The sequence below is a fragment of the Massilia sp. Mn16-1_5 genome, assembly GCF_004798585.1.
Lineage (GTDB): Bacteria > Pseudomonadota > Gammaproteobacteria > Burkholderiales > Burkholderiaceae_D > Telluria.
Genome location: NZ_PPXQ01000009.1, coordinates 141,528 through 163,945, shown reverse-complemented (window position 1 = coordinate 163,945; position 22,418 = coordinate 141,528). Strand labels below are relative to the sequence as shown.

Below are 22,418 nucleotides of genomic sequence, written 5' to 3'. Positions count from 1 at the left end.
GGCGCCCACCCTACCACTAGCGCAGCTCGGGTTCGCCCGTGAGATTGATTTTCTTCGCCGGCATGACGTGGGAGCGCGTCCACATGCCCGCCCAGCCCGGCGGCCAGCCGATGTCGGGACCGTTATAGGCCGGCAAGCCGGCACGCACCGCCACCACCGGCACCGGCGGCGCCTCGATCAGGCCGCCGCCTGGCGGACGCTCGATGTTCAGGCTGTACATGTAGCCCGGCAGCAGCGCGTCGCAGGTGGCGGCGAACCAGGCCGTGTGGTCTTCGTCGCGGCCGAGGGCTTGCGCCAGGCCCTGCGGGTCGAACTTCGCCAGCGCGTGGATGAGTTCCTCGGTGCTGGCGCCGGGCGTATCTCCCCATCCCATCACCGGGTTGTTGTTGTACTCGGCGCCGGACCCATACCAGCCTTCGCGCCAGGAGCGCTGCATCCAGTTGCGCTGGCCGGTGAACAAATGCCAGCGCCAGTGCAGGCCGGAAGGCTTGGGCCAGGAGTACAAATACAGTTTCTGGTAACCGGCCCGGTGCAGTTCGCGCACGGTCGCCATCAGGCGCGCATGGGGCATGCGGTCGGGCGGCGCGCGCCTGAACAGGATCGGTTCGCCATCGGCGTGCTGGACTTCATCGCTCGACAAATTGAGGTCGAGCGTGCGTGCTTCGTTGCCGAAGCGTGCGGAAATCCAGCCCGTCAGCAGGTTGACGTGGGTGATCACGCCATAGCCGCGATGACGGTGGAAAATAACGGTTCCTGGAGCAACGGCTTTCATGAGTCTTGGGGCTTGCCCTTGGTAAAAGATCAGTCTACTCATCCGATCCAGACGATTCTAGCGCAGTCACATCTGGATACACACCATTTGGCGCTATGATGTTCCACCTTTTTTTACTGCGTGTATAAACCGATATGACTTTGCGACTCATCGCCACAGGCGGCACCTTCGACAAACACTACAACGAACTGAACGGCGTGCTCGGCTTTTCCAAAAGCCACATGCCAGACGTAATCAAGCGTGCGCGCCTGACCATTCCGGTCGAGCTGCAGGTGCTGCCCTTGCTCGACTCGCTCGACATGCAGGACCCGGACCGCCAGCGCGTGCTCGAGGCTTGCCAGGCCGCCGGCGAGAAGGCGATCGTCATCGTCCACGGCACCGATACCATGCCGCAAACCGCCGCCGTGCTCGGTGCCGCGAATCTCGGCAAGACGGTGGTGCTGACCGGCGCCATGATCCCCTACGAGATCGCCAATTCGGACGCCCTGTTCAACCTTGGTTTTGCCTGCGGTGTGGCGCAAACGCTGGCACCCGGCGTCTACGTGGCAATGAACGGACAAGTTTTTGCCTGGAACAATGTGACCAAGAACCGCGCCGCCGGCGTGTTCGAACCGCTGTAATCGGATAAACATTCCAGAGGGCAGCATAGCGCTGCCCTCTTATTAAAGTTCCTATACTTTTCTCTCCATGAACAGAGAGGAGAGTTCCCATGCCTGACCGTCCCATCCTGACTACGCGCCAGGGGCACCCCGTGCGCGACAACCAGTCCTTGCGATCCGTCGGCGAGCGCGGCCCGGCCACGCTCGAAAACTACCAGTTCATCGAGAAGATCACCCATTTCGACCGCGAGCGCATTCCCGAGCGCGTCGTCCATGCGCGCGGCACCGGCGCCCACGGCTTTTTCGAAGCTTACGGCACCATCGGCGGCGAGCCGGCATCGAAGTACACGCGTGCGCGCGTGCTGAACGAAACCGGCGTGCAGACGCCCGTCTTCGTGCGTTTCTCGACCGTTATCGGCGGCAAGGATTCGCCGGAGACGGCACGCGATCCGCGCGGCTTTGCGGTGAAACTGAAAACCGTGGAGGGCAACTGGGACCTGGTCGGGAACAATCTGAAAGTCTTCTTCATCCGCGATGCCATTAAATTCCCGGACATGATCCACGCCTTCAAGCCGGACCCGGTGACGAACCAGCAGGAAGCCTGGCGTTTCTATGATTTCGTCGCGAATTCGCCGGAAGCGCTGCACATGGTGACCTGGGTGAAAAGCCCCTGGGGCATCCCAGCCAACTACCGCGAGATGGAAGGCTCGGGCGTCAACACCTATAAGCTGATCAACGACGAGGGCGTGGCCCATCTCGTGAAATTCCACTGGCAGCCGCGACAAGGCGTGCGCAACCTGACGGCGGCGCAGGCGGCCGAGATCCAGGCCCATGACACCAGCCACGCCACGCGCGACCTCTACGATGCGATCGCGCGCGGCGATTATCCGGAGTGGGAATTCTGCGTGCAAATCATGGCCGACGGCGAGCATCCGGAACTCGACTTCGATCCGCTGGACGACACCAAGCGCTGGCCGGAAGACCAGTTCCCTCTGCTGCCCGTGGGCCGCATGGTGCTCGACCGCAATCCCGATAACGTCTTCGCCGAGACGGAACAGTCCGCCTTTGGTACCGGCGTGCTGGTCGACGGCATCGATTTTTCGGATGACAAGATGCTGCAAGGCCGCACCCTGTCCTATTCCGACACCCAGCGCTATCGTGTGGGACCGAATTACCTGCAACTGCCAATCAATGCGCCGCAAGAAAAAGCGCGCGCCCGCACCAACCAGCGCGACGGCCAGATGGCGTATTACGTCGACGACAGTGGTGAGAATAAACACATCAACTACGAGCCGAGCTTGCTGGGCGGCACGCAGGAAGCCTTGAGGCCGGCGCGCGATTATCACCAGTATGTCGAAGGCCACCTGGGCCGCTACCAGACGACGAACACGCGCAGCGACTACAAGCAGGCGGGCGACCGTTATCGTACGTTCGAGGATTGGGAGCGCGACGAGCTGGTGAAGAATGTCGGCGGCGACTTGAAGCAGTGTCCCGAAGTCGTGCAGCTGCGCATGGTGTGGCACCTGTGGCATTGCGACGAGGATTACGGGCGTCGCGTGGCGGAAATCGCCGGCATCGACCTCGAGAAAGCCAAGGCGCTGCCGCCGCTGCCGGGCAAGCCGGCACCACACGACAACCGCCAGGGACCGACCTACACCGACGGCAGGAGCGAAGAGCCGGCAACCAGCGACGAGGTCGCGAGCGCCAAGTAAGCACCAAAGCAAAACGGACCCATGAGGGTCCGTTTTCGTAGGGTGGGCGCTCCGTGCCCACCTTCCCAACGCTTACGCCTTCGCTTCGCCACCCAATGCCTCGACCACGTCGGCCAGCATCTTCGCCAGCTCGCCGGTCATCAGCATCATGTCGTTATCGAAACGCTCATCGTCGCTGTGCGTAACGCCTTGTCCCTCGTTGATGACGTCGAGCGGCTTGACGCCCTTGATCGCCAGCGATTCGGTCAGCACGAAGCTGATGCGGCTGTTCCAGGTCATGGCCAGGCGCGTGCACTGCTTGCCGGCCGCGATGTGGCGGCGGATGTCTTCCGGGTCGAGCGAGTGTTTTACGTAACGCACGGCGGCGCGGCTCTCGCCGGTGGCGCGCAGTTCCGTGTCCTGGTCGATCGTGAAGTTGTAGGGCGCCTCGTCCGATTCCAGCCAGCCGGTCATGACGGCCACCGGGGATTTCTGCACGCGCAGCGATTCGAGCGGCATGCGGTCCACGGCCTTCAGCAGCAGTTTCACGACGTCGTCGGCCTTGGCCGGGCTGGCGGCATCGACGACCAGCCAGCCGTTGACCGGGTCGATCCAGGTCCAAGTGTTGCTGCGGATCGTAAACGCGCGCGGCAGCAGCTCGTCGGCCACGCGTTCCTTCAGTTCTTTCATCGCCTTCTTACCTGGCGGGAAGCCCTGCTGCTCTTCCAGTTCGGCGGCCTTGGCCTTGGCGACCTGGTTGATAACCGAGCTCGGCAGCAGCTTCTTTTCGGTGCCCAGCATCATCAGCATCTGCTTGTTGACGACGTGGACCAGGCCGCCGTTCGGACGCGGCGTGTCCCAGCCCTGGCGCAGCAGTTCGTTGCTGTTCGCAGGCGTGAAGGCCTGGGTGGCCAGCGCCTGTTCCATCTGTTCAGGCGTAAAGGCCCAAGGTGCGGGCAGGCGGTAAATCTGAAGATTCTTGAACCACATAGTTGCTTTCTGTTGTCTCAGTATTTCAGGGGAACGACATTCTACACGCTGATGCCCGCGTATTTTCACGTGGCAACAGACGCTTTTTTAATGTGTTGCGTGTTCGTCAAACAGGCTGAGCTGCTCGACATGTTCGGTGTCGCCCAGGCGCACCCCTACGCCCAGCAGGCGTACGGGGCGGCTGGCGCGCAGCCAGCCGGTTTCCATCAGGCGGGCGAAGGTGGGCAGGTGTGGCGCGTAGGCGACGCACTCGACGGTGGTTTGCTGGAAGTCCGCGAATTTAATTTTTACAAATAACTTGTTGATGAATTTTTCGGCACCGGCACGTTTGATACGCCCCAGCAGGTGTTCATATAAATCGGGCAGCAGCGCCAGACAGGCCGGCAAGTCCGGCACGTCGTTGGTATAGGTTTCCTCGGTACTGACCGATTTACGCTCGCGCTCCGGGCTGACTTCGCGGAAGTCGATGCCGCGGCATAAATTGTGCAGGCGCGCGCCGAAACTGCCGAAGTGGTGCTGCAGCTCCTGCAGCGTCCAGCTGCGCAGGTCGGCGCAGGTCTGCGCGCCCAGCTTGTTCAATTTTGCCGCCGTCACCTTGCCGACCCCGTGCAGCTTTTTGACGGGCAGCGCCGCCACGAAGGCATCCACTTCTTCCGGACGTACGAGGAACAGGCCGTCCGGCTTGTTCCAGTCGCTCGCGATTTTCGCCACGAATTTATTCGGCGCCACGCCGGCCGAGGCCGTGATACCGACGGTCTCGAAGATGCGCTGGCGGATTTCCTGGGCGATCAGGGTGGCGCTGCCCTTGCAGTGCGGTGAATTCGTGACGTCGAGATAGGCCTCGTCGAGCGACAGCGGTTCGACCAGGTCCGTGTAGTCGCTGTAGATCTCCATGATCTGGCGCGAGGCAATCCGGTATTTTTCCATCGCCGGCGGGATCACCAGCAGCTCCGGACAGAGTTTCATGGCCTGCGCGGTGGCCATCGCCGAGTGGATGCCGTAGCGGCGCGCCTCGTAGTTGCAGGTCGCCACCACCCCGCGCTGGTCGGGACGGCCGCCGACGGCGAGCGGCCGCCCGCGCAGGGACGGATCGTCGCGCATCTCGACCGAAGCATAAAAGCAGTCGCAATCGCAATGGATGATTTTACGTGCGGGGGCGTTCACTCTGGCGGCGGCCGGAGCCGACTACTGTAATTCTGTACAGTATCTCGTCAATTGGGATTCCGTGCAAGGGGCGCAGGCAGCGGCGCTCCAGACAAAAAAAGACGCGCGGCAAGCCGCGCGTCTTCGATGTACCTACTCAGGCAGGACCAATTACCAGGTCGCCTTCAGCGTGTACTTGCCGTTGGTCGAACCGGTACCGCCGCTGTAGTACTTGACGCGCACATAGACTGATGCGGTGGTGGTGCCGTTATTCACCACCGAACCGGTGTCGGCGGCGCCGGCGCCATTTTCGCTGTAGGTCAACTGCGTGCCTGCACTGTTGTAGATGTACAGGTCGTAGTCGGCGGTCGACAGGCCCGGGGTCATCGTTGCCGTCAGCGTCTTACCTGCTGGCAGCTGGACGCGGAAGTAGTCCGAGTCGGTCGAGGCGCTCATCGTGCCGTTGACGGTGGTGCCCGAGGTGCTGATGGTGTTCGCGGTCGAGATCGTGTTGTTCGACTCGGTTTCCGACATCGTCGTCGTTGGCGGCGGGGTCACGCCGCTGGCGGCGGCGACGGCGGCTGCCGCGTCGACGATACCGGTGCCGCACTGCGAGCAGGTGCCCGGGAACGCACGTGCGGTCGACTTCAGCTTGGCTTCGATGTCGTCAGGCGTCAGCGCGCTGTTCTTCGCGAGCATCAGCGCAGCCACGCCGGCAACGTGCGGAGTCGCCATCGAGGTGCCCTGGTAGCCGGCGTAGTTGTCGGCGCCAGGCGAGCTGGTGCCGGCGTTCAGCGTCGACAGGATGTAGCCGTTGGCATCGCCGCCCGGTGCTGCGACGTCGACCACGGTACCGTAGTTCGAGTACGGAGCGCGGGCGCCGTTGCGGTTGGTTGCAGCCACGGTCACGACGCCGGCGCAGTTGGCCGGATTCGAGTTGCTGGCGTTCATGTTCTCGTTACCAGCCGCGACGATGACCACGGTGCCGCGCGAACGGGCGCTGTTGATCGCATTTTGCGTGGTGGTGCCGCAGGCACCGCCGCCGCCCAGCGACATGTTGATGACCTTGGCCACATTGGCGTTGGCCGGGACGCCGGTGACGGTGCCGCCCGAAGCCCAGATGATGGCGTCGGCGATGTCCGAGGTGTAGCCGCCGCACTTGCCGAGTACGCGTACCGGGACGACGCGGGCGTTATAAGCCACGCCGGAGACGCCGACGCCGTTATTCGTCTTGGCGGCGATGGTGCCGGCTACGTGGGTGCCGTGCCAGCTCGAGTTCGATGCCGGTTCGCCGGCGGCGCACTCGTTGGCGGCGGTCCAGTCGCCCGGATCGGATGGGTCCGCGTCGCGGCCGTTGCCGTCGTTGCCGATCGTTGCGTCGGAAATGAAGTCGTAACCGCCGACGTACTGGCCGGTCAGGTCGGTGTGCGGACGAATACCCGTGTCGATGACCGCCACCTTGACGCCGGTGCCGGTCGAGCTGTCCCAGGCTGCCGGCAGGCGCAGGCCGCCGGTGGTCTCGTAGTAGTGCCACTGCTGGGTGTACATCGGATCGGTCGGCGTCGCCATCTTGCGCATGATCAGGTCAGGCTCGGCGTACTCGATCGTCGCGTCGCGCTCCATCATGTCCTTGGCCAGCGCAGCGGCTTCCTTGACCGAGACCTTGCGGTCGATCTTGAAGACGTGGGCGCCGGTCGCGGTGGCGCGCAGCGCCTGCAGGCGCACGCCGATCTGCTGGCCGGCACGCTCGGCGATCGCCTGGCGGCCGGCGGTCATGGCGGTGGCCACGCGGGCACCGGCGACGTTGGCGTCCTTGTACTTGACGATCAGGCGGTCGGTATCGAGGATGTAGTGCGAGGAACCCGCGCCCTGTGCTTCAGGAGCGGCGCCGGCGGCGATCGCGGAGGCGGAGCCCAGCGAACCGGCGGCGATGGAGACAGCTACAGCGACTTTCAGCAAACTCGGGTAAATCGATTGCGTCGACTTCATGTTGAGTCCTTCGATGTGTAGTTTTCCGTCAAGGCGTGATTGCCTTGGTTTATGGTCATCGGCGGGTGACCGATGTGCCCTCGAACTGGCGGCTCAAGAAATGTACTGCGGAGTAATCATGCGTGTCGGGAATTTCGAATCGAGTGAGGCCAATCCGCAACACTTTCTACCGCTGATTTAACAAAAACATCGTTTATTTGCAGGTTTTGTATGTACGCCAAATAACATACGGCGCGCTTTCATTACCTTCGTCGCAACAGTCGTTACTTTGCAAAAAGAGCAAGACAAGTGCCTATGTATTAAGCATAAAAAAAGCCGCGCAATGCGCGGCTTTTTTACATTGCACAGGCCGATTTAACGTTTACCTGTGCGCTGTCAGCTTCGTGTAATTAAAAGTTACCCTTGAATTGCACACCCCAGGTACGCGGCTCGTTCGTAAAACCGGTCAGGTTGTTGAAGTCGATAGCACCCGTGATGCGGCGTTCATCCAGGATGTTGCGGCCAAACACAGCCGCTTCATACTTGCCGTTCGCCCAGGTATAGCCCAGGCGCAGGCCGCCTTCGGTCAGCGGCTTGCCGGTGAACTCAGCCGCCTCGTACAGGAAGAAATTGATCTTCGTGCGGTACGACCAGTCGGTGAACACGAACACTTCGCCGTCGGCAACCGGCATGCTCCAACGCGCGGTGGCGTTGACGATCCAGCGCGGCGCCTGCGGCAGCATATTGCCGTCGATGACGACGCGGTTGGCGGCGTTGATCGGGTCGGTAATGGTGCAGGAACCGCAGCGGTTCACCGACAGGCTGGCGTCGCGGATCTGCGTGTAGTTGTAGCTGGTGCTGCCGGTCACGCGCAGCGACGGGCTGATCGCCGCCTCGACGTCGAGCTCGACACCGCGGCCCTTGGTTTTATCGGCGTTGATCAGGCGGTTCACGTTCGAATTACCGCCGACCACCGTCAGCTGCTGGTCCTTGACCGTGTAGTCGTAGACCGAGAAGGCGACGCGGCCGCGGCGGTCGAACAGGTCGGCTTTGATGCCGGCTTCGACCGAGGTGATGGTCTCGGCATCGGCCACCGTGATCGGCACCGAGGCCGACGCCGCTGCGATACTCGGCGCGCGGAAGCCGGTGGCGACGCGGCCGTACACGTTGACGTCCGGCGTCAGCTTATAGGTACCGGACAGGTCCCAGCTGACCTTGGCCTTGCTGGTGCCCACCGACGTGTCGCCGATCTGCACCACGTTTTCGTTGACGACGGTAGCAAAATCCTTCTTGTCCTTGGTGTAGCGCACGCCGCCGCGCACGTCGAACACGCTCGAGACCTTATAGGTGGCCGAACCGAACAGCGCCCAGGCCGTATTGTCCTGGCGGCTGAACAGGCGAGAGGTGCGCGCGCCGGTGGTGCTGTTGAAGTTGTCGCTGCCACCGGTCGCCGATTCGTCGAACCAGTACACGCCGGCCTGCCAGTTCAGCGGTGCGTTGTATTCCGATTCGATGCGCACTTCCTGGCTATACTGCTTCAGGTCCTCGATCTTGCTGGCGGTCTCGACCTGGAAGGGGATGAAGCCGGGGCCGGCCGGAATGCCGCCGTCGATGTCGCCGCGGCTGTTGTAGTCGGCGATCTGCTCGTAGCCGGTCACCGAATACAGCTTGTAGTCGCCCAAGTCCCAGGACAGGCGCACGTTGGCGCCGCGGGTTTTCAGGTCCTGGTAGTTCTGGGCATTGGTGACGATGCGGTCGAGGTCGAGGCCGTCGGCGATGTCGTTCGTGCCCTTCTTGATCAGGTTCGCGCGGAACAGGCGGGCGCTGCCGCTGGTGGTGCGCTGGTGCACGTTGAACAGGGCGCTGAACGGACCGCTGGCCGGCTTGTACAGCAGCTGGATGCGTTCGGCGTGTTCGTTGTAGCCGTCGAGCTGGTTGCGCAGCTGGGTCTGCGCGAGATCCGCGTAGTTGTCGACGTAGTCGTCGCGGTGCTGGCGCAGGGTCGAGAAGCGCATGGCCCACTCGTTCGACAGCGGCACGTTGACGGCGCCGTCGACGTTGATCGTGTTGTGGGTCGCGACCGAAGCGTTGTAGTAGCCCTCGACGCGTTTCAGGTTCGGCTTTTCGGATTCGAATTTCACGACGCCGGCCGGGGTGTTGCGGCCGAACAGGGTGCCTTGCGGGCCGCGCAGCACTTCGACGTTTTGCAGGTCGAAGATCGGGAAGCCTTTCAGGATCGGGTTTTCCTGCACCACGTCGTCATAGATCAGGGAGACCGGCTGCGATGCGAAGGTGTTGAAGTCGGTATTGCCGTAGCCGCGGATGTAGAAGCGCGGGAAGGTACGGCCGTTCGACGATTCCACGTTCAGGCTCGGGAGCTTGCCGGCCAGCAGGCGGATGTCCTCGCCTCCGGATACCAGCACGTCGAGCTTTTCGCCACGCAGGGCGGTGACCGAGACCGGCACGTCACGGATGTTTTCGCTGCGGCGCTGGGCGGTGACGGTGACGGTTTGCAGCTCGCCCGCGTTGGCGCTTGGCGCGGGCTGGACCGCTTCCTGGGCAAAGGCCGAACCGAGCGGCAATGCTGCGCTCAGCGCAAGCACGACGCGCTTGTGCATCTTGGACATCTTGATCATGTTGTTCCTTGAAGTGAGAAAAAAACGTGATGCCGCTACTTCCTCCATGCGCCGCCAGGCGGCCGGCGGTTTGCCCGCCTACGGCAGCGCATCTTGTCGATGTCTAAAGCTTGCCGTTGTTTCAAGCCGCTATTGTTGGCGATGCCGGCGATAGAAGGCAAGCGCAGGTGGATATGCACGGACCGAATAACAACACTCGGAAGCGGCCACGGTGCCAAAACGGCTTTTCAGCTTTTTTTCGAAAAGCTCTTGCACAATCGCGAAGCCATACGCTATGATTCGGGCCTCTTCAGACGTGATGACAAACGTCAGACGAACAGAAAGCAGTGAGCGGGGCGCTTAGCTCAGTTGGTAGAGCGGATCCCTTACAAGGATTAGGTCGGGAGTTCGAGCCTCTCAGCGCCCACCAGATCTCTGTTCAACACGAAGAACCGATCAGTAAAAACGGAGCGGTAGTTCAGTTGGTTAGAATACCGGCCTGTCACGCCGGGGGTCGCGGGTTCGAGCCCCGTCCGCTCCGCCAGCATCAAGAAAAAAGGTCCGACTTGTCGGGCCTTTTTTCGTTTCAACGTCCACGCGGAGCCCGCGGAGCCAATTTGACAAAATTGAGCATCCGTCTCGAAATTCGCGTAAGCTCCTCAATTTGCTCATCCTCCCCCGGCGTTACCGAACGCACAGTCGTCCGTCCCGGGCACATGCTATTGATGAGCCCTCACAGTTTGAACCATGCCTGTCGGCTAACCTGGACCCTCGCCTCATGCAGCAATCCCCTGCCACCGCTCCCGCCATCGACACCAATGCCCTTGGCGTGCAACTCTTCGAAAGCAGCCCGGATTGCGTGAAACTGCTCAGTATTGACGGCAAGCTGCTGACGATGAACCGCAATGGCCTGTGCGCCATGGAGATCGACGACTTCGGGCCCTTTTCCGGCGCCGTGTGGAGCACGTTCTGGCCGCAGGAAAGCCAGGCCGCGATCGACGCCGCGGTCGAGCGCGCACGCGCCGGTGCGACGGCCCGGATCACGGCATTCTGCCCGACCGCCAAGGGCTCGCCGCGCTGGTGGGACGTCACGGTCACCGGCGTGCGGAGCGACGATGGCCAGGTCAGGACGCTGCTCGCGGTCTCGCGCGACGTCACTGCCACGCATGAGGCCGAGACCGAGCGCGAGCGCCTGTTCAAGGAAGTGCAGGCGGCGAATGCGCGCATGGCCGACATCTTCCACCAGGCGCCCGCCTTCATGTGCGTACTGAACGGTCCTGAGCACGTGTTCGAGCTGGTCAACGAACGCTATCTGCAACTGGTCGGCGGCAATCGCGACCTGATCGGCCAGCCGGTCCGCCAGGCATTGCCGGAAATCGAGGGCCAGGGCTTCTTCGAACTGCTCGATGGCGTCTACCGTAGCGGCGAGCCGTTTTTCGGCAGCGACCTGCCCGTCAAGGTCCAGCGTCATCCGGGCGCACCACTGGAGCAGCGTTTCGTCGACCTGGTCTACATGGCCCTGCGCGACGCCGACGGCAACATCACCGGCCTGCTGGCACACGGCGTCGACCAGACCGAACGCAAGCTGGCCGAACTCAAGCTGTTCGAAAGCCGCGAGCGCTTCGCGAAAATCGTCGGCCAGGCCGCCACCGGCGTGGTCGAGATGGATCGACAGGGCCGCATCACGCTCGTCAACCAGAAGTATTGCGACATGCTCGGCTACACGGAGTCCGAGCTGGTCGGTAAGGGCGTGGCCGACGTGACAGCGCCGGATTCACTGACCACGTCCCTGCGCGGCCTGGCAGGCCTGGCCACGGGCGGCCCCGGCTTTGTCATCGACAAGCATTACGTGCGCAAGGACGGTTCCCTGATGTCGGCCACCAGCAGCGTGAACGCCTTGCGCGGCCCTGAAGGTGAATTCCAGGGCCTGGTGGCGATCGTCCTCGACACCACGGAAAGCCGCCAGGCGGCGCAAAAACTGCGCGCCAGCGAGGAGCGCTACCGCACCCTGTTCGAGTCGATGGACCAGGGTTTCGCCATCATCGACATGCAGTTCGATGAGGCCGGCCAGGCGCTCGACTACCGTTTCGTCGAAATGAACGCCATGTTCGAGCGGCATACCGGCCTGGCTAACGCGGTCGGCAAATCCGCGCGCGAACTGGTGCCCAACCTCGACCGCTTCTGGTTCGACACCTACGGCCGGGTCGCGCTGAGTGGGGAGACGGTGCGCTTCGAAAACGAAGCGCCGGCGATGGGGCGCTGGTTCGAGGTCTACGCCACCCGCATGGGCGGCGCGGGCAGCCACCGCGTGGCGCTGCTGTTTTCCGACATCACGGCGCGCAAGCATTCCGAGGAACAGCTGCGCCGCCTGGCCACCGATTTGTCCGATGCCGATCGCCGCAAGACCGAATTCCTGGCCACGCTGGCCCACGAACTGCGCAATCCGCTGGCGCCGATCCGCAGCGGCCTGGGCGTGATGCGGCTGGCCGGCGACAATCCGGCCACCGTGCGCAAGGTGCGCGACATGATGGAACGCCAGGTCGGCCACATGGTGCACCTGATCGACGACCTGCTCGACGTGGCGCGCATCAGCGGCGGCAAGCTCGAACTCAAGCGCGAGCGCACGGGCCTGAAAGGCATTCTGTCGAGCGCGGTGGAAACGAGCCTGCCGTTGATCGAGGCAGCGCGGCACCACCTGGAGGTGGTCCTGCCCGAGCAGGATCTCATCGTCGATGCCGACGTCACCCGCATTGCCCAGGTCGTGGCCAACCTGCTCAACAACGCCGCCAAGTACACCCCGGGTGGTGGGCGCATCGAATTGTCGGTGCGGGCGGAAGCGGAGATGGCCGTGATCGCGGTGGCTGATAACGGTGTCGGCATTCCGGCCGACGCCCTATCCAGCGTGTTCGACATGTTCAAGCAGGTCGAGCGCCACCTGGAGCGTGCCCAGGGCGGCCTCGGCATCGGCTTGTCGCTGGTGCGGCGCCTGGTCGAGATGCATGGCGGAACCGCCCACGCCGCCAGCGCCGGTCCGGGCCGCGGCAGCCGCTTCGAGGTGCGGCTGCCGCTGGCGGCCGGCGCCGCGCAGGACCTGCAGCGTGTACAGCCTGGCATCCCGGCGGCGGGCGCGGGCTTGCGCGTGCTGGTCGTGGACGACAACGTCGACGCGGCCCTGACGCTGTCGATGATCCTTGAGGCCGGCGGCCACACGACCCACGTGGCGCACGACGGTGTCGCGGCTTTGGAGGCGGCCCCAGGATTCGCGCCCCAGGTCGCGTTCCTGGATATCGGCATGCCTGGTCTGAACGGCTACGAAACGGCCAGCGCCATGCGCCGCATGCCGGGACTGGAGGGCATCACCCTGGTCGCCCTGACCGGGTGGGGCTCGGAAAGCGATCGCCTGCGCTCGAGCGAAGCGGGCTTCGATCATCACCTGACGAAGCCGGCGCAGCTGGCGGCGGTACAGGACCTGCTGGCGGGCCTGGCCTAAAAAAGAGAGCGTTCAGGCGCGGCGCCGTCCGGGCAGGCCGGCCTCGACCCGGTTGCGCCCATTTCTCTTGGCTTCGTACAGCGCGTGGTCGGCGCGCGCCAGTGCCGCCGCCAGGTCTTCCTGCGGGTCGATCAGCACCACGCCGATACTCACCGTCATCGTATAGCTGTTGCCGCAGGTGAGCAGGCGAATCGCGAGCACGGCCTCGCGCAGGCGTTCGGCCGCGTGCAGGGCGCCGGCCAGGTCGGTACCCGGCAGCGCCAGCGCGAACTCCTCTCCGCCGAGGCGGCCCAGGATGTCGTGCTCGCGCAGGGCGTCGCTGCAGCTCGTCGCGAACTTCACCAGCGCCTCGTCGCCCGTCGCATGGCCGAAGCGGTCGTTGAGCTGCTTGAAATGGTCGATGTCGAGCATCAGCAGCGTGATCGGCTGGTGCTGGCGCAGGGCCAGCAGGCGCGCCGCCTCGGCACGGTCGAAGAAGGCGCGCCGGTTCAGGAGGCCGGTCAGGCCGTCGGTGGTCGCCAGGTGCTCCATGCGCGCGTCGTCGCGCTGCTTGCTCATCAGGATGAAGCCGAAACCGTTGACGATCAAGAGCAGGTAGCCGGCCAGGTAGGCCATCGCTTCGCCCCAGCCCGGCACGGGAAGGCCGGCCAGGAAAATCATCGACCAGACGGCCATGGCCGCGCCGGAACCCATGTCGCTCACGCCGATCAGGCGCTGCAGCGCGGTGGCCTCGGACAGGCGCGGGTGCATCAGGATCGCGCCGGTCGTGAACGCGCCGATACCCATGGCCAGCGACACATACACAATCAGCTCGCGGTGCGGCAAGCCGTGCAGGGAGGCTGCGCAGGCCAGCAGCAGGCCGAGTGCCGCGACGGGGATCAGGTAGCGCCGCAGCTGGGGATAGCCGAAGAACGCGGCATATGCTGCCGCCTCGAGCGTCAGGCCGGCGATCCAGCCGGCCGACTCCAGCATCGCCAGCACGGGGGAACCCGTTTCCGGACGCATCCAGGCCAGCAGCTGGGTGGCGCCGAAGGCCATGCGTGCGCCCATCCAGACTCGCAGGCCGGAGGTGGCGGCGGTGCTGCGCAGATAGGGCAGCATCAGCACGCCAAACGCGACGTTGCCCATGGCGACACCCAGGATATAAAGATAATGATCGATCACTGCAGATTCCTCGTGGGCGAGCATGGCCCGGCCTGGGCGCGGGCAAGCGTTCAACCGACTGCAGTCGTTGAAATATTATTCAACAGCTAACAGCTATTTCCCAAAAGAATTATTCTACATGGTTTGACGGGCTCGATTCGCACGCTTGGAAACGTTTAGTGTCCATACTCGGCAATCGCCTGCTTTGCGGTGTAAGGCAGACAATGTTACGTCGTCAATGTGCAACAAATCATCAATATGGCGCAAAAAAACGGCCCATGCGCTACTGCATGGGCCGGCTTTTTATCGGACTTGACGATCCGTATGCCTTATTTGCGTGCGCCCTTCGGCTTGGTCTTGATCGTCGACAGGATCGACGGGCGCGCACGCTCGGGCGCGGCCGCTACCACACGACCGCCTGGTGCAGCCCGTTCCGGCTTGCGTTTGGCATTCGCCGCGATCTGGTGCGGCTGGGGCGCTGGCATGCCACCCTGGCGCTTGCGGTCGCCTGCGATGGCGGTGCCGTTTTCTTCCGACGGATGCCAGGCCGGCACCAGGTGGCGCTCGCCGTTGCCGATCAGGTCGCCACGGCCCATCTTGGTGAGGGTCTCGCGCAGGATCGGCCAGTTCTCCGGATGGTGGTAGCGCAGGAACGCCTTATGGGCCTTGCGCATCTTGCCGCTTCTCGCCGTTTCCACGACTTCCGAATCTTCCGTCACCTTCTTCAGCGGATTTTTACGGGTGTGGTACATCGTCGTCGCCATCGCCATCGGGGTCGGCGTGAAGGTCTGGACCTGGTCGAGTTTAAAATTGTTCTTCTTCAGCCACAGGGCCAGGTTCAACATGTCCTCGTCGGTCGAACCCGGGTGGGCGGCAATGAAGTACGGGATCAGGTACTGCTTCTTGCCGGCCTCGAGCGAGTATTTTTCGAATAAACGCTTGAACTCGTCGTAGGCGCCGATGCCCGGCTTCATCATCTTCGACAAGGTCCCCTGCTCCGTGTGCTCCGGCGCAATTTTGAGCAAGCCGCCCACATGGTGGGTGACCAGTTCTTTTACGTATTCGGGCGAGCGCACGGCCAGGTCGTAGCGCAGGCCGGAACCGATCAGGATCTTCTTGATGCCCGGGATCGCACGCGCCTTGCGGTACAGCTGGATCAGCTTGCTGTGATCCGTGCCGAGGTTGCTGCAGATCGTCGGATACACGCAGGACAGGCGGCGGCAGGACTCCTCGATGCTCTTCTCTTTACAAGCCAGGCGGTACATATTGGCCGTCGGGCCGCCGAGGTCGGTAATCGTGCCGCCGAAATTCTTCGTCGTGTCGCGGATCAGCTCGATCTCGCGCAGGATGGACGGTTCCGAACGGCTCTGGATGATGCGCCCCTCGTGCTCGGTGATCGAGCAGAAAGTGCAGCCGCCGAAGCAGCCGCGCATGATGTTCACCGAATACCGGATCATTTCCCAGGCCGGGATGTGGGCCTTGCCGTAGCTCGGGTGCGGATTGCGCGCATACGGCAGGTCATACACGTTGTCCATCTCGTCCATGGCGAGCGGCAGCGGCGGCGCGTTCAGCCAGACGTCGCGGTCGCCATGCGCCTGCACCAGCGCGCGCGCATTGCCCGGATTCGATTCGAGGTGGAACACGCGCGAGGCGTGCGCATACATCACCGGGTCTTCGCTGACGGTCTCGAACGACGGCAAACGGACGACGGTCTTTCTCGCCTTTTCGCGCGCAGCCGCCTGGCGCTCTTCGCGCGTCATGATGACGACCGGCTTCACTTCCGGCTCCGGCTTGGCGTTTTCGGTGGCGCAGGCCTTGGTGTCCTCTTGCGCCATCGCGTACGGATTCGGGTGCGCGTCGATGCGGCCCGGCACGTCCACGCGGGTGGAGTTGTGCACCGACCACTCTTCGTCCGGCAGCCAGCCCTGCGGCACCAGGAAGGCGGTGCCGCGGATGTCGCGGATACTCTTGATGTTCTCGCCGGCGGCGATGCGGCGCGTGACGTCGACCAGCGCCCGTTCGGCGTTACCGAAGATCAGCAAGTCGGCCTTCGATTCGAACAGCACCGAGCGGCGCACTTTATCGGACCAGTAATCGTAGTGGGCGATGCGGCGCAGCGAGGCCTCGATCGAGCCGATCACGACCGGCACGCCCGGATAGGCTTCGCGCACGCGCTGGGCGTAGACGGTCACCGCGCGGTCCGGCCGTTTATTTGGCTCGGCGTTCGGCGTATAGGCGTCGTCGGAACGGATTTTACGGTCGGCCGTGTAGCGGTTGACCATCGAGTCCATGTTGCCGGCGGTGATGCCCCAATACAGGTTCGGCTTGCCCAGCGCGCGGAAGGGTTCCGCCGACTGCCAGTCCGGCTGGCTGATGATGCCGACCTTATAGCCCTGCGCTTCCAGCAGACGGCCGACCAGCGCCATGCCGAAGCTCGGATGGTCGATGTAGGCGTCGCCGGTGACGAGGATCACGTCGCACGAATCCCAGCCCAGCGCATCCATTTCGGCGCGGGTCATCGGGAGGAAAGGCGCGGCAGGTGCGCGGCTGGAGCGCTTTGGAACGCTCGCGAAGAGATTGGTTGGGGTCATTGGCCGGCATTTTACCGGAAAACGGTTAATACGGCTGCTGCCCCTTCCAGAAATTGCTTACATTTCAATGACTTGTGGCTGAGTCGCGACTGCTGGCGCTAGATGCCCATGCTCGACAAAATGTTTCCGAGCTGCCGCAACGCCGCCGACACGTTCGGGTGACGTGAATCGAAACGGGCGCTCAGCTCCTGGGTGCGCGAACCGAGACCATAGGTGTTGGCGTCCAGGTCGGCGTCGGCACGGCGTTCCAGGACCTGCTTGATGTCGCCGTCCAGCTGGCGCAGCAGCATCTGCAGCTCCTCGTCGACCTCGCCGGTCTCGGCCAGGCTGCGGTGCAGGGTTTTCAGGTGTGCCTTCAGGTTCGAATCGTTTTCGTTCAGCATGTCGGTTCTCTCCTAGTCCATCGCTAGTTGGTGAAGCGGGTCTCGAGGTACAAGGCCTCGACCTGCTCGCGCGCCCAGGGTGTGCGGCGCAAAAACTTCAGGCTCGACTTGATGCTCGGGTCCTTCTGGAAACAGTTGATGGCGATCCGGCGGCCGAGTCCCTCCCAGCCATAGTGCTCGACGAGGCGGGTTAACAGGGATTCTAAGGTAATACCGTGGAGGGATTGAACACTCATCGCTGGTGGTGCTTTTCTGTGGGTGGCGTTAGGGGATTTATACACCACGTTGGGGTGTGCAGGGACACGAAAAAAACGCGTGGGCACAAGTGCCCACCCTACGAACCATGGTTTTGTAGGGTGGGCATTCATGCCCACGCGGTTACAGCATCAATCCAGCCGCAACGTACGTATTACTGCCCCGTCAACCCACGACGCTCCAGCAGCGGCTGCACTTGCGCATCGCGTCCGCTGAAGTTGCGGTACATCTGCATCGCATCGAGCGTACCGCCGCGCGAGAGCAGGGTCTTGCGGAAGTGGTCGCCGTTCTTGCGGGTCAGGCCGCCGTGTTCCTTGAACCAGTTGACGGTGTCCGCGTCCAGCTTCTCGGCCCACAGGTAGCCGTAGTAGCCGGCCGAGTAACCACCCGAGAAGGTGTGCGAGAAGTAGGTGGTGCGGTAGCGCGGCGGCACCAACGGGAAGTCGACGCCCGCCTTTTTGAGGGCGTCAGCTTCGAAGGCCAGCACGTCGGTCGGGATCTGGTTCGGCGCCAGCTGGTGCCAGGCCTGGTCCAGCAGCGACGCGGCCAGGTACTCGGTGGTGCGGAAGCCTTCGTTGAACTGCTGCGAGGCCTGCACCTTGTCCAGCAGCTCTTTCGGCATCGGCGCGCCGGTCTGGTAGTGCTTGGCATAATTGGCCAGCACTTCCGGCCAGGCCATCCACATCTCGTTCACCTGCGACGGGAACTCGACGTAGTCGCGCGGCACGCGCGCCAGGCGCGGGTATTTCACTTCCGAGAACATGCTGTGCAGCGCGTGGCCGAACTCGTGGAAGGTGGTGCGCACTTCGTCGTAGGTGAGCAGGGTCGGCTCGCCCGCGGCCGGCTTGGCGATGTTCAGGTTGTTCGCGATGACAGGCTTGGTACCCAGCAGTTTGCTCTGCGCGACCCAGGCATTGGCCCAGGCGCCGCCACGCTTGGTCGAGCGCGCATACGGGTCGAGGGTGAAGATCGCCAGCTGCTTGCCGTCGGCGTCGAACACGTCGAAGGTACGCACGTCGGCGTCGTAGGTCGGCAGGTCGGTGCGTTCCTTGAAGCTGATCCCGAATTCCTTGTTGGCCGCGAAGAACACGCCGTCGATCAGCACGCGGTTCAGCTCGAAGTAGGGGCGCAGCTGCGAGGCGTCGAAGGCATAGCGCTGGGCGCGCACCTTGTCGCTATAGAAGGCCCAGTCGTGGGCCGCGGTCTGGAAGCCGCCTTTCTCGGCATCGATCACCGCCTGGATCTCGGCCGCTTCCTTCTTCGCGTTGCTCACGGCCGGCTTGGCGAATTCTGCCAGCAGGCTGTTGACGGCCTTGGTCGTCTTCGCGGTCTGCTCTTCCAGGTTGTAGGCCGCATAGTTCGGGTAGCCCAGCAGCACGGCGCGTTCGGCGCGCAGCTTGGCGATCTTGAGGACGACGTCGCGGTTGTCGAAGTCGCCGCCGCGCGAGCCGCGCGCCAGCGAGGCCGCCAGCAGCTTTTCGCGGGTGGCGCGATTGGTCAGCACCGACAGGCCGGCCTGCTGGGTCGTGTTCACGACCGGGATCGCGAACTTGCCGTCCAGGCCACGCTTCTTCGCTTCGGCGGCAGCCACGGCGATCTGTTTGTCGGACATGCCGGCCAGTTCGGCGGCGCTGTCGACGATCAGGGCCGAGGCGTTCGCTTCCTTGAGCACGTTCTGGGCGAACTGGGTCTGCAGCGCGGCCAGTTCACTGTTATAGGCCTTCAGCTTCTGCTTGTCGGCCTCGGACAGCTTGGCGCCGGCGCGCACGAAATCGGTGTGGTAGCGCTCGAGCAGATAGCTCGACTCGGCATCGAGTTTCAGCTTGCTGCGCTTGTCGTACAGGGCCTTGATGCGGGCGTACAGCTTCGGGTTCAGGCGGATCGCGTCGTTGTGCGCAGCCAGTTGAGGCGACAGTTCCTTCTGCAGCGCCTGCAGGGTGTCGTTCGTGTACGAACCGGTCAGGGTGCCGAACGCGGCCTGCACGCGGTTGAGCAGCTGGCCCGAGCGCTCCATGGCGACGATGGTGTTGTCGAAGCTCGGCGCGGCCTTGTTGTTGGCGATCGCCTCGACTTCGCGCGCTTCCTGGCGCATGCCTTCGGCAAAGGCCGGGGCGAAGTGCTCGTTCCTGATCTTGTCCCAGGCCGGGTAGTTGAACGGCAGCGTGCTCGGCTTGGCGAACGGGTTCGATGCGTCGAAGACCGTGGCCGATTGGGCGTGGGTGGCTGGCGCGACAGGCGCAGTCTGGGCCGAGGCCAGGCTGGCGACGGCAAGGCTGACGGCAGCCAGCAGGATGTGGGAACGGTTCATGGTGTCTCTATGGTGTGGTATTAAATGGGCAAACATGGTGCATGCTTCCGCGCGGGCATGCCCGCCCTACGGTAAACCGCTATTCGTAGGGCGGGCATGCCCGCGCGTGAACGACGAACATTGTTGGCGCGGACCGCAGCTCGCGCCGGCTATCAATTCGCCGTCAAGCCGCGGCGCTCGAGCAGCGGCTCGATGATCGGATCGCGGCCGCGGAAATCGCGGAACAGGTTCATCGCCTCGGTGGTGCCGCCGCGCGAGAGCAGGGTCTTGCGGAAGTGGTCGCCGTTCTTGCGCGACAATCCTCCGTTTTCCTTGAACCACTCGACCGTGTCGGCGTCGAGCTTTTCGCTCCACAGGTAGGCGTAGTAGCCGGCCGAGTAGCCGCCGTTCATCGAGTGCGAGAAATAGGTCGAACGGTAGCGCGGCGGCACCGGGGCGAAGTCGACGCCGGCATCCTTGAGCGACTTGGCCTCGAAGGCCAGCACGTCGGTCGGGATCTGGCTTGGCGTCAGCTGGTGCCAGCGCTGGTCCAGCAGCGAGGCCGCCAGGTACTCGGTGGTCACGAAGCCCATGTTGAATTTCTTCGAGGCGACCACTTTATCCAGCAGCGCCTTCGGCATCGCTTCGCCGGTCTTGTAGTGCTTGGCGTAGTTGGCCAGCACTTCCGGCCAGATCGCCCACATCTCGTTGACCTGCGACGGATACTCGACGAAGTCGCGCGGCACGTTGGTGCCCGAGAAGTGCGGGTACTTCACGTTCGAGAACATGCCGTGCAGCGCGTGGCCGAATTCGTGGAAGGCGGTGCGCACTTCGTCGTAGGTCATCAGGGTCGGCTCGCCGGCGGGCGGCTTCGGGATGTTCAGGTGGTTGCCGACCACCGGGTGACGGCCCAGCAGGTGCGACTGCGACACGTATTCGTTCATCCAGGCGCCGCCCTGCTTGTTGGCGCGCGCATACGGGTCGAAGATGAAGATGGCGAGCTGCTTGCCGTCGGCGTCGATCACGTCGAAGGTGCGCACGTCCGGATCGTACACCGGCAGGTCCTTGCGTTCCTTGAAGGTGATGCCGAATTCCTTGGTCGCGGCGAAGAACACGCCGTTGACCAGCACGTTGTTCAGTTCGAAGTACGGGCGCAGCTGGTTTTCGTCGAAGTTGTACTGGGCGGCGCGCACCTTGTCGGTATAGAAGGCCCAGTCGTGGGCCGCGACCTGGAAGCCGCCCTTCTGGGCGTCGATGATCTTCTGGATCTCGCCCGCTTCGCGTCGAGCGTTGTTCACGGCCGGCTTGGCCAGTTCCGCCAGCAGCTTGTTCACGGCGGCCGGGTTCTGCGCCGTTTCCAGTTCCTGCGAATAGGCCGCGTAGTTCGGGTAGCCGAGCAGGGTCGCGCGTTCGGCGCGCAGCTTCGCCAGTTTCAGTACCAGCTCGCGCGTGTCGAACTCGCCACCGCGCGAACCGCGGTTCATCGAGGCCGCCTGCAGGCGTTCCCGCACCGAGCGGTTCGTCAGGCTCGCGAGCGGCGCCTGGATCGTGGTGTTGGCGATGGTGATCACGTACTTGCCGTCCAGGCCGCGCTTCTTCGCTTCGCCGGCAGCGGCCGTGATCTCGGCCTCCGACAGGCCGGCCAGCTCGTCGCGGGTATTCAGCACCAGCGCCGAGGCGTTCGCTTCCTTCAGCACGCGCTGCGAGAATTCCGATTGCAACGAGGCGATCTGGCCGTTGTAGGCTTTCAGCTTTTCCTTGTCGGCGGCGGACAGCTTGGCGCCGGCGCGCACGAATTCCTTGTAGTAGCGCTCGAGCAGGAACTTCGCTTCCGCATCCAGGCCCAATTTATCGCGCTTGGCGTGCAGGGTCTCGACCCGTTTGAACAGCTTCGGATTCAGGTAGATCGCATCGTTGTGGGCGGCCAGCTTGGGCGACATTTCGCGGTCGACGGCGTCCAGGCGGTCATTGGTATTCGCGGTCTGCAGGTTCGAGAACACGGCCGACACGCGAGACAACATCTGGCCCGAGCGCTCCATCGCGACGATGGTGTTCTCGAAAGTCGGCGCCTTCAGATTGTTGGCGATGCCGGCGACTTCGCGCAGCTGCTCGCGCATGCCGGCGGCATAGGCCGGCAGGAAGTGCTCGTCCTTGATCTTGTCGAAGGCCGGGTAATTGAACGGCAACGCGCTCGGCTTGGCAAAAGGATTGGAGGCGTCCAGCACGGCGCCTGGTGCGGGCTGGGCTGCAAAGGCGGTACCGGCAAAGGCCAGGCTGGCTGCGATGATGAGCATTTGTGGGCGTGTCATGGTCTCTCTCACGAACTCGAAAAGGCTGCCCGCGGGATCGCCGCCGACAGGTGCGCCGGAGATCATAGCAGGCTTATTGTCGCGTCGGCGGCTGAAACATTACAGATACAAAGCGGGGTGGTACGCTTGCGGGCTGGATGCCGGATGCGCGCATGCGCGGCACGCGAATTGCCGTAAAATCA

The 22,418-nt window shown here is 63.5% G+C and carries 14 protein-coding genes and 2 tRNA genes; 5 read left to right on the top strand and 11 right to left on the bottom strand.

Annotated elements, in window-relative coordinates:
- Positions 1–16: 16 nt before the first annotated feature.
- Positions 17–772 carry an L-asparaginase gene (locus C2862_RS12690; protein WP_136220492.1) on the bottom strand — a complete coding sequence of 252 codons (756 nt, stop codon included), beginning with the start codon at positions 770–772 and terminating at the stop codon, positions 17–19.
- Between the two features lie 134 nt (positions 773–906).
- Here C2862_RS12690 and C2862_RS12685 point away from each other — a divergent pair, with 134 nt between their 5' ends.
- Positions 907–1,392, top strand: a complete 486-nt coding sequence (locus C2862_RS12685) for an asparaginase domain-containing protein (protein WP_136220491.1) — start codon at positions 907–909, stop codon at positions 1,390–1,392.
- Between the two features lie 89 nt (positions 1,393–1,481).
- Positions 1,482–3,083, top strand: coding sequence for a catalase (locus tag C2862_RS12680; protein WP_136220490.1), 1,602 nt, complete (start codon positions 1,482–1,484; stop codon positions 3,081–3,083).
- Between the two features lie 72 nt (positions 3,084–3,155).
- On the opposite strand, the gene C2862_RS12675 is transcribed toward C2862_RS12680, so the two are convergent.
- From C2862_RS12675 to C2862_RS12660, 4 genes are all read right to left on the bottom strand, one after another.
- Entirely contained in the window at positions 3,156–4,052 is an 897-nt protein-coding gene (locus C2862_RS12675; protein WP_136220489.1) for a recombination-associated protein RdgC, read from the bottom strand.
- An 87-nt stretch (positions 4,053–4,139) separates the two neighbouring features.
- The gene (gene dinB, locus C2862_RS12670) at positions 4,140–5,216 is read right to left on the bottom strand and encodes a DNA polymerase IV (RefSeq protein ID WP_136220488.1); all 1,077 of its coding nucleotides are present in this window, start codon (positions 5,214–5,216) and stop codon (positions 4,140–4,142) included.
- Between the two features lie 150 nt (positions 5,217–5,366).
- The gene (locus C2862_RS12665; RefSeq protein WP_136220487.1) at positions 5,367–7,184 is read right to left on the bottom strand and encodes a S8 family serine peptidase; all 1,818 of its coding nucleotides are present in this window, start codon (positions 7,182–7,184) and stop codon (positions 5,367–5,369) included.
- Between the two features lie 389 nt (positions 7,185–7,573).
- On the bottom strand, positions 7,574–9,799 hold the full coding sequence (locus C2862_RS12660; protein WP_136220486.1) for a TonB-dependent receptor: 2,226 nt from the start codon (positions 9,797–9,799) through the stop codon (positions 7,574–7,576).
- Positions 9,800–10,132: 333 nt separating this feature from the next.
- On the opposite strand from C2862_RS12660, the gene C2862_RS12655 reads away from it, so the two are divergent.
- The 3 genes from C2862_RS12655 (at position 10,133) to C2862_RS12645 (ending at position 13,268) form a co-directional block, all read left to right on the top strand.
- Positions 10,133–10,208: transfer RNA gene (locus C2862_RS12655), tRNA-Val, on the top strand.
- Positions 10,209–10,245: 37 nt separating this feature from the next.
- A tRNA-Asp gene (locus C2862_RS12650) sits at positions 10,246–10,322 on the top strand.
- A gap of 234 nt (positions 10,323–10,556) precedes the next feature.
- Positions 10,557–13,268 carry a PAS domain-containing protein gene (locus tag C2862_RS12645; protein ID WP_136220485.1) on the top strand — a complete coding sequence of 904 codons (2,712 nt, stop codon included), beginning with the start codon at positions 10,557–10,559 and terminating at the stop codon, positions 13,266–13,268.
- 12 nt (positions 13,269–13,280) lie between these two features.
- On the opposite strand, the gene C2862_RS12640 is transcribed toward C2862_RS12645, so the two are convergent.
- The 6 genes from C2862_RS12640 to C2862_RS12615 form a co-directional block, all read right to left on the bottom strand.
- A complete protein-coding gene (locus C2862_RS12640; protein ID WP_136220484.1) occupies positions 13,281–14,432 on the bottom strand; it encodes a GGDEF domain-containing protein in 1,152 nt (383 codons plus the stop codon).
- 308 nt (positions 14,433–14,740) lie between these two features.
- Positions 14,741–16,930, bottom strand: a complete 2,190-nt coding sequence (locus C2862_RS12635) for a YgiQ family radical SAM protein (RefSeq protein WP_229467416.1) — start codon at positions 16,928–16,930, stop codon at positions 14,741–14,743.
- Positions 16,931–17,100: 170 nt separating this feature from the next.
- The gene (locus tag C2862_RS12630) at positions 17,101–17,385 is read right to left on the bottom strand and encodes a DUF4404 family protein (protein ID WP_136220482.1); all 285 of its coding nucleotides are present in this window, start codon (positions 17,383–17,385) and stop codon (positions 17,101–17,103) included.
- 23 nt (positions 17,386–17,408) lie between these two features.
- Positions 17,409–17,621, bottom strand: a complete 213-nt coding sequence (locus tag C2862_RS12625; RefSeq protein WP_136220481.1) for a VF530 family DNA-binding protein — start codon at positions 17,619–17,621, stop codon at positions 17,409–17,411.
- Positions 17,622–17,794: 173 nt separating this feature from the next.
- On the bottom strand, positions 17,795–19,948 hold the full coding sequence (locus tag C2862_RS12620) for a M3 family metallopeptidase (RefSeq protein ID WP_136220480.1): 2,154 nt from the start codon (positions 19,946–19,948) through the stop codon (positions 17,795–17,797).
- Positions 19,949–20,100: 152 nt separating this feature from the next.
- On the bottom strand, positions 20,101–22,236 hold the full coding sequence (locus C2862_RS12615; protein WP_229467406.1) for a M3 family metallopeptidase: 2,136 nt from the start codon (positions 22,234–22,236) through the stop codon (positions 20,101–20,103).
- Between the last annotated feature and the right edge of the window lie 182 nt (positions 22,237–22,418).

What these genes read in the sequence shown, in the direction of transcription:
- C2862_RS12685 (WP_136220491.1), top strand. Translation starts at nt 907, where the DNA reads ATGACTTTGCGACTCATCGCCACAGGCGGCACCTTCGACAAACACTAC.
- C2862_RS12680 (WP_136220490.1), top strand. Translation starts at nt 1,482, where the DNA reads ATGCCTGACCGTCCCATCCTGACTACGCGCCAGGGGCACCCCGTGCGC.
- C2862_RS12665 (WP_136220487.1), bottom strand. Translation starts at nt 7,184, where the DNA reads ATGAAGTCGACGCAATCGATTTACCCGAGTTTGCTGAAAGTCGCTGTA.
- C2862_RS12660 (WP_136220486.1), bottom strand. Translation starts at nt 9,799, where the DNA reads ATGATCAAGATGTCCAAGATGCACAAGCGCGTCGTGCTTGCGCTGAGC.
- C2862_RS12625 (WP_136220481.1), bottom strand. Translation starts at nt 17,621, where the DNA reads ATGAGTGTTCAATCCCTCCACGGTATTACCTTAGAATCCCTGTTAACC.
- C2862_RS12615 (WP_229467406.1), bottom strand. Translation starts at nt 22,236, where the DNA reads ATGACACGCCCACAAATGCTCATCATCGCAGCCAGCCTGGCCTTTGCC.
- C2862_RS12690 (WP_136220492.1), bottom strand. Translation starts at nt 772, where the DNA reads ATGAAAGCCGTTGCTCCAGGAACCGTTATTTTCCACCGTCATCGCGGC.
- C2862_RS12675 (WP_136220489.1), bottom strand. Translation starts at nt 4,052, where the DNA reads ATGTGGTTCAAGAATCTTCAGATTTACCGCCTGCCCGCACCTTGGGCC.
- C2862_RS12635 (WP_229467416.1), bottom strand. Translation starts at nt 16,930, where the DNA reads ATGACCCGCGCCGAAATGGATGCGCTGGGCTGGGATTCGTGCGACGTG.
- C2862_RS12620 (WP_136220480.1), bottom strand. Translation starts at nt 19,948, where the DNA reads ATGAACCGTTCCCACATCCTGCTGGCTGCCGTCAGCCTTGCCGTCGCC.
- C2862_RS12645 (WP_136220485.1), top strand. Translation starts at nt 10,557, where the DNA reads ATGCAGCAATCCCCTGCCACCGCTCCCGCCATCGACACCAATGCCCTT.
- C2862_RS12630 (WP_136220482.1), bottom strand. Translation starts at nt 17,385, where the DNA reads ATGCTGAACGAAAACGATTCGAACCTGAAGGCACACCTGAAAACCCTG.